We start from the raw sequence: 14312 nt of genomic DNA, 5'->3' as shown, positions 1-14312 counted from the left end.
TCCAAAAAGTCCATTTTATTTTGACACCGCACTGAAATAAATGCTTTCATCGCTTTCCTTTGACTGAAGGTTAACACTGCTAAAGCCAATGTTCATCCCATTTTTAAAAGAGGTGTTTTCTGTTTATAGGAATTGAAACATCATCACTACTGTCCAAAATGCCCGCTATGCTCGGCTTTTAGACAGCCCCAGCCTTGTAAATTTATTATCCAATAATCTCCTCGAAATACTGCACCGTTGTCATCGCAGTGCCAAATTCACGTAATTCCCAAGCTTGCTGTAAATAAATAATGGCTAGCTTTTCATATTTACCGCCGAATTTCTGTGCCCATTCAACTGCTACAACACTTTCATAAAGCTGCGCCATTTTTTCTGCTACTTGCTTTGCTTCAAAGGTTTTTGTTGCCTCATCTAATGAACTAAATGTTTGCAACATCACCTCTAGTTTATCTAATTGCTCCGCCACAATTTGTGTTAATTCATTCGCCAGTAGCTGTGCCAAACGCTCACGCATCACGTTCACAAATAATTCATGCCCCTTAAATTTATCAACTAAGCGAATAAGCTCTAATGCCAAAATATTGGCTGTTCCCTCCCAGACAGTAAGCACCTGCGCATCCCTTAATAAACGCGGTGTGACAAAGTCCTCAATATAGCCGTTGCCACCATGTAGTTCGATTGCTTCACTTGCATAATGAACAGCCTGCTCCGCTGTTTCTTTTTTCATTACCGCAATGTTTAAGCGATTCATAATAATATCCTGCTCCGTACAATGCCCGCTCGTCACCTTATCATAAAGCTGAATAAGATCAAAAACTGTCGCGGTCTCAACATGTAATTTCGCTGCATATTTGCTAAGTGAATCTTGTATCATCGGATATTGCGTTAATGGCTTCCCAAAGGCATAGCGATTTGTTACATAATGCTTCGCTTCGATAAAGCCTCGTCGCATAATGCCAATCGATGCAACCGCATTGCAAATTCTTGATAAATTTAAAGCCTCTAGCATATAATAGATTCCTTTATTTTGCTCCCCCACAATATAAGCGTACGCACCGTCAAATTCCACTTCCCCCGAAGGCACCGCTCTTACACCTAGCTTATCTTTTAGTCGACGAATGCGTAGATGATTGAGCTGCCCATTTTCTTGGCGCCATGGTACTGCAAATAATGTTAAGCCTTTTGAGCCTGTTGGTGCGCCCTCCAGCCGCGCAAGCACCATCGCCACACCACACATCCCTGCATTGGAGGCAAAATATTTTTCACCATATAGACGGAAACACTCTCCCTCCTGTCTAGCCTCCACAATATTTGCCCCAACATCTGAGCCACCTTGACGCTCTGTCAAAAATGTAGCCCCCTCATATAACTCTGTATCACCCGTTGCACAAACATGCGGTAAAAAGCGAGCCTTCACCTCTTCATTTGCATAATGGTCTAATAAATAGGCTGTCGCCATCGTCAATGTTACTGGACAATAAAAGCCAGGCTCCGTTTGAGATAATAAATAACCCTGAGCAAAGCTGTACACATAATTCCCCTTTCTACCGAGCTCGGGAATAGCTTTATGAACGTAGCCAACAATACCTGTTTTATATGTTTGCTCGAGTGTCTTTTTGTAGCCATCATTGACTAAAACTTCTGATACTTCTTCACCATAGGCATTATACCTTTGTAATCTTGGTTCCCCTTGACGGTCTGTAAACGTTGCACGCTCATCAATTTCACCTGCACAAAGCACACCAAAATGAGAAAGCTCCTTTGTTGCATATGCTAAAAATTCTGTATCCAGCATATTTTCCAGTACCTTTAGTAAAGTATCATCATCCTCAAAAAAATTAGTTGTTTTCGCTACATCTTGCTGTAAAACCTTCATATGCTTTCACCTCTTAGCTTTTTAAAGTTTGCTTTAATATTTTCCCCGATGCATTGCGTGGAAGCGCTTCCACTCGCTCGTAAATTCGTGGAATTTTATATTTTGTAAGATGCTTTTCTAAATAAGCCTTTAATGCTTCTTCGTCAATTTCCGTTTTCGCAGCGTAAACTGCCTTCACCGTTTCTCCCCATTGCGGATGCGGAATGCCAATCACTGCTACCTCAAAAATTCCTTCGTAGCTTAATAGACAATCCTCCACTTCCTTTGGATAAATATTGATACCACCTGAAATAATGACATCCTTTTTACGGTCAACAATCCATATATAGCCATCCTCATCAACAGTTGCTAAATCACCCGATTTCAGCCAACCATTAACAAATGTCGCCTTCGTTGCCGCCTCATCTTTGTAATAGCCAAGCATATTGCCCTCACCATATAAAACAATTTCGCCAATTTCACCAGTGACTACATCTTCCCCATTTTCATTGACAATGCGCAGCTCCGTCCCAAATGGCGCACGTCGTCCAATACTGCCTGCCTTCTCCGCATGCTCATAACCAAATAAGAGCGAGCCGCTAGGACCAGCCTCTGTTAAGCCATAGACACATGTTAAATTGTTAGTACGGAATGCTTTTTGTACGAAGTGAACTTCATTTTGTGATAGTGGTGCACCGCCGTAAACCCACCACTGCATTGAGGATAAATCAGCCTCCTGTAATCTTGGTAGCCCTGCTGTTAATAAGTAGGCAACTGGTGCTCCAAAGAAATGTGTTGTTTTTTCCTGTTCGATAGAATCAATAAATAAATCTGGTGTAAATGTCGGTGTGAGCACGTTTGTTGAGCCTACTAGTACACCAGCCATTAAAAATAAATGTAATGGCGCTGAATGTGTTAATGGCATCATTAACAATATTCGGCTTTCGGGCTTTACTTCCATCTCAATCGCAATCATATGTGCAACTGCTAAAATGTTACGATAGCTAAATAGTACGCCCTTTGGTTTCCCTGTTGTACCTGATGTATATAAAATTGTGGACGGGTCATCCTCCTTCAATTGACACTCAATCGCCTCACTACTCGCTTGTTTCAGCAATGTATCATAATGAAGCCAGCCTTCTGTATCCTGACCTGTTTTAATTTTTACAGCTATATCCTCTATATTTTCAATAGCAGCAAAAATTGCCTCATGTGCTATTATTGCCTTTGCCTCAGAATGATTCGCTACATATTCCACATCCTGGAGCATAAATTTCGCATTAACTGGAACAACAATAGCTCCAATACGTTGAATCGCAAAATAACTTACAACAAACTCAGGTACATTAGGCATAAAAATAATAACCTTTTCCCCTTGTTGAACCCCTTGTGCTAATAAGGCATTAGCTAATCGCGTCGCCTGCTCATCCAACTCTTGATACGTCAAACGCTTGCCTAAACAAACTACCGCTTCATTTGTTGGATACTTTCTTGCATTACGCGCTAATAAATTTGAACTATTCATCTTCCATCTCTCCCTTTAAATTCGCCAATTTTGTACTGAACATATTATGCAATTGCTGCAATTCTTCTTTCATTTGGGTGAGCTCTTTTATTTTTTTATCAATTTCCTGCATTTTTAATGTACCGTATTCAACTGTACGCTCTAGCTGTTGAATACCTGTGCGGTCCATATCAAAGAGCAGCACCATCTCTTTAATTTCCTCTAGCGAAAACCCATAGCGTTTCCCTCGAAAAATAAGCTTGAGCTTTGCTAGCTCCTTTTTAGAAAAGGTTCGTTGATTGCCTGTGGAACGCTCGGGATGAAGTAGCCCGAGCTCTTCATAATAACGAAGCGTCCTTGTCGATACATTAAATAACTTTGCTACCTCTTGAATCGTCTGCAAAATCATCTCCTCCCACCACTTTTTCATTAGTATAGCATTGACGTTTACGTAAACTTCAATATAATTTTCTGAATTAACTGAAATTTATACGCAAAAAAAGTGCCTTGAAAGGCTTGACCTTTCAAAACACTATGAATCAATTATAATTGCTTGCGCTCTTTCGCATACTCCGCAGCTGCTGTAAATACAATATCTGACGATGAGTTTAATGCTGTTTCACAGGAATCCTGTACAACCCCGATGATAAAGCCGATTGCTACGACTTGCATAGCAATATCATCTGAAATTCCTAATAGGCTACATGCTAGTGGGATTAATAATAGAGAGCCACCCGGGACACCTGATGCACCAGCAGCCGAAACTGCTGCTAAGGCCATTAAAATAACTGCTGTGAAAATATCTACCTCTATGCCCAATGTATGTGCTGTTGCCATCGTTAAAACGGAAATGGTAACGGCTGCTCCCGCCATATTGATTGTTGCCCCTAGCGGAATTGATATCGCATACGTATCTTTATCTAGCTTTAATTTTTCAGCTAATGCCATATTCACTGGGATATTAGCTGCTGAGCTACGTGTAAAGAATGCTGTAATACCACTCTCTTTTAAACATGTTAAAACAAGTGGATATGGATTGCGACGCGTCACAATAAAAACGATTAGTGGATTAATAACTAACGCTATGAAAAACATTGTTGCGACTAAAATAACAATTAATCGACCATACTCCTGTAATGCCGATAAACCTGTTGTTGAAACAATATCAAAGACAATCCCCATAATACCAATTGGCGCTAAGCTAATAATCCATTGCACAATTTTTGTCACGGCATCTGATAAATTTGCCAATACAGTCTTTGTCGAATCGCTTGATACCTTTAACGCAATACCGAGTAAGACAGCCCATGCTAGGATGCCAAGATAATTGGCATTCATAATTGCACTCACTGGATTTGTCACGATATTAAATAATAATGATTGCAATACTTCCATAACGCCGCTTGGCGGAGCAATTTCCTGAGCTCCTGTTTTTAATGTCAGCGCTGTTGGGAAAATAAAGCTCACAATTACTGCTACAAATCCAGCTAAAAATGTACTAATTGCATAAAGCACAATAACCGTCTTCATATTTGTTGCCTTACCGCTAACATGCGAGGAAAGGGCATTAATTACTAATATAAACACAAGGATAGGTGCAACAGCCTTTAATGCACCAACAAATAACGTACCTAAAATCGAAATACCACTTACAGTCTCTGGAACCACTAACGCTAAAGCAATACCGATAATAATACCGACAACAATTCTGCTTACAAGGTTAATACGATTCCATTTGTCGAACAATGTTTTCATTTCTTTCCCCCGTCAATCTAAGTTGTGATTTTTTTTGTAAAATAATCATACATTTTATATTGAAATAACACAACTGTATTTTTGAAATGCACATAAAGGTGATTTCTTTGTATTTTTGAGATGAAATAAAAAGCATTTATTCGTAGATTTATTATAGATAAGATTATAATATTGTTAACAAAATACTACTACATTGTATCAAGCGTGTTGATTATCTTTTATTTTACAGATAATGCCTAGTAATTCATTGATTTTCGTTACGGAGGACGGCTTCAACTAATTTATTTCTGCATTCGCTGAAATAAATGGATTTTTAGCTCGAAATCTACACGATATTGATTATAGAGGCGTTGCCACAGGACATGGCGATATTAGCCTCTCTACCTTTAGTCTCCAATCAATGAGTGTATGCCTAATAAAAGGCATTTTCCCTTAATAAAACACGCTAATTTATAAACAATATTTATATATTCAACACGCTTGACATTATATAAAATTATAGGGGTATATTTAGATACTTTATCTTACATAATCCAACATCTTCACATCCTCGAGATGACGCTTCAAAATGAGCATTTGATGAAATTCTGTATCAAGTGACCAATACAATAAATATTTAATTGGCTGATAAATAACTAATAGCATTAAAACAAGTGAAAAAACCTGTAATACATAGTTAATTGTTTGCTCATAATTACCGATTAATGTCGATACAAAGGCAGTGCTCGGGATAAGAATGGTCGAAATAATACCGTATAGCCATTTTCTCAATTTTTCGCTTAATCGTAGACCTGTCAGCTCTGCCTCCGCTAAGTTTATTAACATATTAAGTTGCTCAAGTTTAATAATATTATTTTCTATTAATACCTTCCTCATTAATTGGATATTTCCCTGAAACGTTTCCTTTTCATTCCCTAGTTGAGTGTGACTGTTCTTATTTTTCTCATGCTTAAAATAAATTACTGAAGCAATACCACATACTATACTACCGATGATATATCTAAATTTTTGTGTGTTTGGATATGCATAAAGTATGAAAAACATCATAAGCATAATTAGACTTAATGAGCATATCCATACATACCATTTTATACCTTTTATATAAAATTCTCGGTCTATATAGTGCTTAAAAAATGCCTCACTCACTACTTTCAGCAATCCATTTCCCCCTTCTCTTACAAAACTTTATATCATCATATGTTGTTAGAAATTTTTTTGTGTAAGCAAAAAAGCGCCAAGCTGTTGGCGAGGCCACTGAAAAAGTCCCCATGAATCGGAATTACGCTAAAACGGTTGATTTCCGTTCCGAGCGCACGCTTTCCGTGGAGCGGGCGGTGAGCCTCCTCGGTCGCTTCGCTCCACTGCGGGGTCTCACCTGTCCCGCGAATCACACATGGAAGTCGTGCTAAAGAAAATGAGTTTGAATTCAATAAAGATGCAGGGATGTATGTTTGTAAAGCAGGGCATATGGCTATTCGAACAGCACGGACAAGAAAGAAAAACCAAGGGCAAAACCAAGCACAAACTTACTACTTTGATATTGAAAAATGTAAGGTTTGCCCGTTACGTGAAGGTTGTTACAAGGAAGGTGCGAAAAGTAAAACCTATTCCGTAACGATTAAATCAACAGAACATGAAGAGCAGGAAGCGTTTCAAAATAGCGATGAATTTAAAGAAAAAGCAACATCGCGCTATAAAATTGAGGCGAAAAATAGTGAGTTGAAACATAGACACGTGTATGAAACAGCCAATTCCGCGGGTCTATTTGGTATGCAGATACAAGGGGCAACAACCATATTCGCCGTGAATCTCAAAAGAATTATAACTTTAATGAAGGAAGCAGAGTAAGAAATACCACTGAAAAAGGAGTTAATTCGTTCAAATTTGAACGAATTAACTCCTTTTTAACATTACATTCACTTATAAGTTTTTCAGTGGCCAAGCTGTTGGCTTGGCACTTTTAAAAATTGTAGTTATTTTCTTTTTCTTTAATGTTTGATGGATAGCTTTATCCATCTTTTTAGTTAGAAGGCTCCCCGCTACATATATCCTTCCTTTGCAGTAGCAGGGAATGCAGAAACATCCCAAAAATGGTCTTTTGAAATTTGCTGGTCGGAAATTAAAAAATAATTATAAAACACTTTATTACCTTGGTCAGGCACTGGGTCATTCCATGTAACATCTAAGTGATACCATTCACCATCAAGCTTTACTAAATTCCAAGCATGTAGCTCACCTGAAATAACCTCACCCGAAATATATTTTGTTTCTATCTCAAGCTCCTCTAATAAAAGCAATGCAGTTAATGCATAGCCCTCACATACACCTTCACCATTCACTAAAATGGAGTATGGTGTATATGGACTCGCCTCACTATTCAAATTGTACACTGTATTCGTTACAATATAATCGTTTACATATTTAACCTTATTTACAGCGGATAAATCGCTTGGCATAGCATTCACAATTTCCTTCACCATTCCCTTTACAAGTGCATTTTGCTCGGCTGTCATATCGTATGTCGTTTCGACTTGAAATTCGATATATCCGTTGCGATAATCTTTAGCCCGCCAAGTTAACTCTCTACGCAAACGAGATAAATAAGGCTCATGCTCTCCAAGCCATTGCATCGCATCGTCCACGACTTGCTGTAAATTAGGTGCTACCCCGTAATAATCAATCTTAAAAGCATTTTCAAATTGTCCCATATAAAACGCCATCGCTTGCCCTAGCTGCTCTGCATTCGTCACAGCCTCTGGATAATCCTGTTCCTTATAAACAGGTGTAATATTCGTCGTTGCAACCTTCTCAATAGTAAAATTTGAACGCTCCGTAAACATATTAAAAAGCTGATTAAACTGCCTTTCAAAATCAAAATTAAAATCGCTGTCTAGCTTTAATGCGATTTGTGGATTAACTGTTGGTAATGTTAAAGAGGATGCCTTAAATTCATCCACAGCAATCGAGCCAAATAATAAGCTACTAAGCAATAAAAACAGCGTAGCAAATCCAAATATAATTGACTTTAACCAAGAAAATAGTGCTGTAAACGGATTTTTAATCATCAAATTCAGCTCATCATTAACACGTTGCTCATACTTCCTTTGCCTCCGCGCCCTCCTAAAGCGACGCCCACTATAAATCGCACTATTATATACGCGCTTATATACCTCAAAGCGTTGCGTCCTGTTCCCCTTCGCCTGTCGAAGTTCTGCACGATTTCGCCGCAGCTCCCTCTTCAAATGACGCCGCACGCCCATTTGAGAAAAAAATGATTTCAATGAAAAAATAAATAGCAAAGTAGCGATGAAGCAAATTCCCGCAAATATGATTAAATTACTCAGTTCATCAAGTATCCTCATCACCCCTTTCTTATCTCCTATTATAAAGGATAGGCTGGAAAATACTTATTGAAACCTTCAACTAAAATTATTGAAACAACACTCCGTACTTTCTTTTTTAATTTTGATTGTTCTACCTTTTCCAAGAAATATAGAGTATTTTTATAAGTAGGTATATTATTATAGAAGTATATAAATATTTTGTACTATAAAGGAGGGACGTTAAATGACATGTAGAAAGTGTAATTCTCAAAATGAAGAGCAGGCTAATTTTTGTTCTTCCTGTGGAGCAGATTTAAAAAAGGCAAAAATGCCGGTATGGATGCAAGTTTTTTTAGTAGTGTTAATTTTAGCTGTTGGAGGGCTTGGCTATGGAGTTTGGGAGGTTTATAAACTTACACAAGAAAACAACCACTCTCAAAAAGCAGTTATTAACATGCAGCCGATTGCTAACGATAAAATAATTGAACAAGTTTCTGATTCAACAGACCGTGTTACGCTTATTAAAAATGTTCAACAAAAAGTATTTACGATTATCACCTCTAATTCTCTTGGCTCTGGATTCCTTTATGCTAAAGGTGGTTATGTTGCAACAAATGCGCATGTAGTAGATGGCGAAATTGATGTTAGCGTGCGAAATTCTAATGGGCAAGAATATGCAGCAAAAGTCATTGGTATTTCTGAGCATTTTGATATTGCTCTATTACATGTCCCTGACTACGAAAATGAGGAGCCACTTGCAGTTGAAAGTAAAGAGTCTCCCATTGGTTTAGAAGTCATTGCATTTGGTAGCCCCCAAGGCTTTGAAAACACAGCTTCCCCTGGCTATATTACAGGGCAAAATCGAGATGAGCAAGTTGACCGCTTTATTTACAAGCAAATTTATCAAGTAGATGCTCAAATAGACAAAGGTAGTAGCGGAGGACCTTTAGTTGATGCGACCTCTGGTAAGGTTGTTGGTATTAATTCATTAGTATATACATCTGAAACAAGCATGAACTTTGCTTTTTCAATTCCTCTTTATAGTATGACGTCCTATTTTGATGAATGGATTGCACAGCCAATGACACGCGAAAATATATTGGCTACAGCTGGTATATATAATTATTATTCATATGGAGAGAGCGATAATGAGGTGTATTATGAAGAGGATTATGATGCCCTATTGGCTGGTCAATTCGTTCAGTCTTTCCGCATGTACTATGAATATGCATTAAACGACAGTAATTTTTATTGGATTGCAGACATGGTAACAGGCGTTGCTTATGAAGAGCTAGAAGATTATGTTAATGATATCTCCTATGAGGGGCATTTTTTCCACTTCCTTAGTAATGATATTTTAAATGTCACATATGAAAGTGGAAAATACCTTGTTCAGACAAATGAAACCTTTGATTTCTATAGTGCCACTGGCGATTATGAATATTTTGACCGATACAAAACCTACACCGTCATCATTGATCAAAATGAAGCATTTAAAATTTCTAATATTTCAATTCATTAATTTTGAACAATGAAATTATCAGGTGCATTATACGAACCTATATTTATCGGAAGCTATGAGCAACATAATATATACATCACGTAATCATTGCTTGTGTGTAATGTATTTAGAATGAACTTCCCTTTCGCACAGCTGAAAAATATCATTTTAAAATTGGCGCTTACACCCTATTTTATTTAGTGATTCCTTTGAAAATACAGCGCAAAAGGCGTCTCAAAAGCAGTGCATTGCCTGCTTTTGGGACGCCCCTCCAACCCTACTATTTATTCAGCATTTCCAAATCTGCACCTTAGGCTCAGACAACGTTATCCCTTTACCTGTTTTCTCAAATTTTAAAAACCATCATTTTGCTATATTGCCACTCCAGCTAATGGGATTTAACCTTGCCACAGATGCATCCTATAATTAATTTTTATTCCTTCAATGTAAATACTTTCACGTGCTCGTTTAATGTATGGGCCATTTCGTTTGTTTCGTTAGAGCTTTGTGCTACTTCGTCGATGCTATCTGTCGTTTGTAGAGTAGCGCTCGTTAGACTGTTCATCGCTGTTTCAATTTCCCCAATCGCAATCGTTAGATGTTGAATCATTTGTACGACATGCTCCGATTTTTCTGCCTCTGCTGTCATCATTGAGGAAATACCAATAATCTCTTCTACTGTTTCTGTTACTGCCTGCGAAATGGCATGTAAAGATTCAGTCGTAAGCTTTACAGTTTCTGTTCCTTTTTCGATATATTTCGTATTGTCCTTAGATGATGCAATCACATGCTCAATATTGACCATAATGTCCTGCACCAATGTTTCCACCTGTGACACTTCACGATTTGATTGCTCTGCTAGCTTCCGTACTTCCTCTGCCACAACAGCAAAGCCTTTGCCATGCTCACCTGCTCTAGCCGATTCAATTGATGCATTGAGTGCTAACAAATTCGTTTGCGCAGCAATCTCTGAAATCGTTGTCGTAATTGCTTGAATTTTTGTTGCAGATGCAACTAAATTTTCAACTGTCTGGCTGACTTCATCAGAGCCTTTTTGAATAAGGGCAATATCATTGTTAATGTCTAATGCACGCTGCTCCCCATCTCGTGCAATTTTCAATGTCGTGTGAGAATTTTCTACAGTATGGTCTGCCTTCGTTTTCATTATCTGCAATTCTTTTGCTAAATCAGCAAGTGCATCGCTCGCTTTTTCTGCATTGTGCATCCCACCAGTAATTGAGCCTGTAACCTCACTAATGTTGTCAGCTACGCTCTTCATTGTATCTGTCATGCTGTTCAACGTACTTGCTGACTTTTCCGCATTACTAGATAGCGTATGTGATGTCTGGCGCATTGATAAAATCATGCTTTGCAAATTGTCTATCATTTGATTTAAAGTTAAAGCTAAATCGCCTACTTCATCATGGTTTTTAATCATTGTTTTATCAACGGCTAAATTACCATTTGCAATTTCTTTCGCTTGATTAATTAAAATGCTAATTGGCTTTACTTTACGACGAATTAAGAAGCCTGTAATTACCGACGCTAAAAACATTGGGAAAATGCTTATTAAAATACCATTGCGTACAACATCCCAAGTACGCTCTTTAACAATATTTGCATCAAAATCGATTACGCTAATAGCAATAATTTCTTTCGTTGGGTCATGGTCTTTGAAAATAGGTGCATAGCCTGATAAACGCTCCATCCCACCATAAGTGTATATTTCAGAATATGTTGGGTGCTTGTCCTGTAATAAAGCGCTTACAGCTTTCTCATCAACATAAAATGCATCGCCAATTTTAAAACCGTCCTGCACGAGATGCTGGTCAAGTGCTAGCAGTGTTCCTTCAAGCGTTAAAATATACTGTGTTTGAAAAATATTTTTATGTGCTGTTGTCCAATTCAAAGCATCGCTCATTTCTTGCTTTTTCGCATCGTTACCATTTAAAGCTTGCTCAACATCAGCAGCAGCAATTAAACCTGTCGTAATATTAGCACAGCCATAAGCTTCTATTCCTGCAGCCTCATATATTTTATTATAAGCTGTGATATATGTAGCAAATGAACTAATGCTTAACATCACGACTAAAATACCAGCAATGATTGTACCAAGTTGGAAAGTCAATGAATTTCGCAGATTCATAATATATTTCTCCTTTTTTATTCGTATGAAGCAATCATACTATAAAAAAGATGTATTTCAAAAGAATCTTTTTAAAAGCATTTGAAAATCGCTATTTCCTTTTAATTTAGCACGCCGCTCCCCATAGTTCTAATTCCCTCTCGTATCATATTATTACTAATCTCTACAATAATAGAAATAGTATGTATATAATAAAGAAAGGAGGTGTGTTTTTGAAGAAAGAATATATGATTATACTGTTTACTTTTATTATTTTTTTGAGCACTGCTCATTATGTAGATGCACGTTCTTTTTCAATTGACCGTGTACATATTAAAGCATGGATTGAACCAAATGGAGATGTGCTCATTAATGAAGTTTTTAATTATTCTTTTTCTGGGCAATACAAAAAAATCCAACGTTCCATTCAAGCAGATGGCCATGATGGTGTTGAATTTTTTGAAGCTCATTTATTGCAAAATCATAATGCGGAACCTGGCTTTATTGGGAAGGACCAACTACAGCCCTTAAATGTTGATTTAGAAGGCAATACATACAATGCTGAGCTTCCTAGTAATGATGAAAAGATAACGGTTTTTTTCCTATATAAACTAAAAAACGCCGTTCGCTCCTATGACACATATAGTGATTTGACAATCCCTTTCTTTGGCATGGGAAGCAATCATTCAGATGATTTGCATAATGTGACAATCGATTTCGTTTTCCCACAGGCAATGCAAAATTATTACCCATTCCTTCATGGAGCAGACGGAGAAATTACAGGACAAACAGAGGAAGTTGTTCGATTTTTTATTCCTCTCTCAGCAAAAAGACAATACACGGAAGCACGTTTGTTGTACCCTTCGAACATTATGATTGCACAGTCAAAACAGCCTGCTCCAATGTCTTTACAGCAGGCGCTCAAAGAAGAACAGCAATTGCAGCAAATGAAACTTGAGGATGCACAATTTTTATTGAAAATGGCTCATTTTATATTCATAATCGCTATTTTATGTTTAAGTGCTGCTTTTCTATTACGATTAATACCACAACGTATAGCACGTAGTACTCCATTTGACGATACCATATTGATGCACGACCCATTGCAACTTTATATGATTGACCGCGTTGGTCAAAAAGATAACTATGCTTTTTTCGCTGGGATATTAGCGCTTGTCAGAAAGGGACTCGTTACGATAAGTGAGACGACTACACCTGTACGCTTTGCACATGATGAGGACGCACCGGCAAAAACGTTGAAATTCACTTTAAAAAAGGGGGATACAACCCTTTCGAGTAGTGAAATGACCTTAGTTGACTGGCTTTTTACACGAAAAGTTAAAGGTGGCTCTCGCATCTTTTCAATAAGCAATATTTATGGTGCGACATTGCAAGAGAAAAAAGAAAAGAAAGATATGCATGGTCACTATATCCGCCGTTCCCGTTTTATGCAAAAGGAGCAAATTTGGTATACCGATGTTGTCAAAGAAATGAAAGAAGCAGGCATAATGAGCAATAGCATGAGCAAATTAATAAGCAAAATACTTTTAGCCATCGTACTTATTAGCATTATTTTTGCTAGTTTTGCTGAAGCCCTTTCAGGCCTGGCACTAACATTTTATATTATTAGTGCAGTCTATTGTTTGAGAAAAGGAAATGTCACATATAACCGAAAGCCAATGTATCTATTTTTTGCAATTTCCTTTATTATTTCTTACTTTTTTATAGATAGCCCATTACGTCTTTCTTATAGCTTTTTTATATTGGCAAGTGCTCTTCTTTTCACTGCACTTCCACCGTTTTTTTTATCAAAAGAAGCAATAAAAATACGCAGGCATATTAACGCTTTTAAAAAGGTAGCTCCTTTTCCCATTTCATCTGTCATCACACTAGATGAACAGTTAGCACTAGCACTTCTTTTAAAAACGGAGAAAATCGCAATTCATAAAGATAAAATTGACGAGACACCGCTAGCCACATTTATTTTGACAAATGGCGACCCTTTTGACTATCTACTAACAACATGGAAATTAAGTAACCCACCATTCGCTTTTATGTCCTCCGACAAATCAAGTAGCAGCAGTTATTCTGATGGAGGAGGATATAGCGGAGGTGGAGGGGGGAGCGGCGATGGTGGGGGCGGTGCTGGTGCAGACTAAAAAAACCCCAAACCTTTTCATCTCGTTGGGTTTTGAAATATGAATGGGACTGTAAGGGGGGATTCCAAATGATTTTTGGGTACCCCCTTG

At 37.7% G+C, this 14312-nt stretch carries 9 protein-coding genes and 1 pseudogene; 3 read left to right on the top strand and 7 right to left on the bottom strand.

The genetic code is table 11. The features are described 5' to 3' along the window. Window positions 1-205 precede the first annotated feature (205 nt). The 5 genes from MHH70_RS16625 to MHH70_RS16605 all read right to left on the bottom strand — a co-directional run bounded on the left by MHH70_RS16625 (window position 206) and on the right by MHH70_RS16605 (window position 6272). The gene (locus tag MHH70_RS16625) at window positions 206-1876 is read right to left on the bottom strand and encodes an acyl-CoA dehydrogenase family protein (RefSeq protein ID WP_342472036.1); all 1671 of its coding nucleotides are present in this window, start codon (window positions 1874-1876) and stop codon (window positions 206-208) included. Window positions 1877-1889: 13 nt separating this feature from the next. Then, window positions 1890-3380, bottom strand: coding sequence for a long-chain-fatty-acid--CoA ligase (locus MHH70_RS16620; RefSeq protein ID WP_066166853.1), 1491 nt, complete (start codon window positions 3378-3380; stop codon window positions 1890-1892). Beyond that, on the bottom strand, window positions 3373-3762 hold the full coding sequence (locus MHH70_RS16615; protein WP_235616057.1) for a MerR family transcriptional regulator: 390 nt from the start codon (window positions 3760-3762) through the stop codon (window positions 3373-3375). Before MHH70_RS16615 ends, MHH70_RS16620 begins: the two co-directional genes overlap by 8 nt. A gap of 140 nt (window positions 3763-3902) precedes the next feature. Continuing rightward, window positions 3903-5114, bottom strand: coding sequence for a serine/threonine transporter SstT (gene sstT, locus MHH70_RS16610; protein ID WP_342472035.1), 1212 nt, complete (start codon window positions 5112-5114; stop codon window positions 3903-3905). A 519-nt stretch (window positions 5115-5633) separates the two neighbouring features. Continuing rightward, a complete protein-coding gene (locus tag MHH70_RS16605; RefSeq protein WP_107943205.1) occupies window positions 5634-6272 on the bottom strand; it encodes a hypothetical protein in 639 nt (212 codons plus the stop codon). Window positions 6273-6494: 222 nt separating this feature from the next. On the opposite strand from MHH70_RS16605, the pseudogene MHH70_RS16600 reads away from it, so the two are divergent. Further along, window positions 6495-6962, top strand: a pseudogene (locus tag MHH70_RS16600) (transposase); the annotation flags it as partial. Window positions 6963-7153: 191 nt separating this feature from the next. Here the strand turns inward: MHH70_RS16600 and MHH70_RS16595 are convergent. Then, entirely contained in the window at window positions 7154-8476 is a 1323-nt protein-coding gene (locus MHH70_RS16595) for a transglutaminase domain-containing protein (protein WP_342473224.1), read from the bottom strand. Between the two features lie 205 nt (window positions 8477-8681). Here MHH70_RS16595 and MHH70_RS16590 point away from each other — a divergent pair, with 205 nt between their 5' ends. Then, window positions 8682-9959, top strand: a complete 1278-nt coding sequence (locus MHH70_RS16590; RefSeq protein WP_342472034.1) for a trypsin-like peptidase domain-containing protein — start codon at window positions 8682-8684, stop codon at window positions 9957-9959. 412 nt (window positions 9960-10371) lie between these two features. On the opposite strand, the gene MHH70_RS16585 is transcribed toward MHH70_RS16590, so the two are convergent. Then, the gene (locus tag MHH70_RS16585) at window positions 10372-12084 is read right to left on the bottom strand and encodes a methyl-accepting chemotaxis protein (RefSeq protein ID WP_066166863.1); all 1713 of its coding nucleotides are present in this window, start codon (window positions 12082-12084) and stop codon (window positions 10372-10374) included. Between the two features lie 212 nt (window positions 12085-12296). On the opposite strand from MHH70_RS16585, the gene MHH70_RS16580 reads away from it, so the two are divergent. Further along, window positions 12297-14222: a DUF2207 domain-containing protein gene (locus MHH70_RS16580; RefSeq protein WP_342472032.1), complete on the top strand. Its 1926-nt coding sequence runs from the start codon at window positions 12297-12299 to the stop codon at window positions 14220-14222. Window positions 14223-14312: the final 90 nt, after the last annotated feature.

The sequence above is a fragment of the Metasolibacillus sp. FSL H7-0170 genome, from assembly GCF_038593115.1.
GTDB lineage: Bacteria > Bacillota > Bacilli > Bacillales_A > Planococcaceae > Metasolibacillus > Metasolibacillus fluoroglycofenilyticus.
This window is presented reverse-complemented; position numbering and strand designations above follow the sequence as displayed.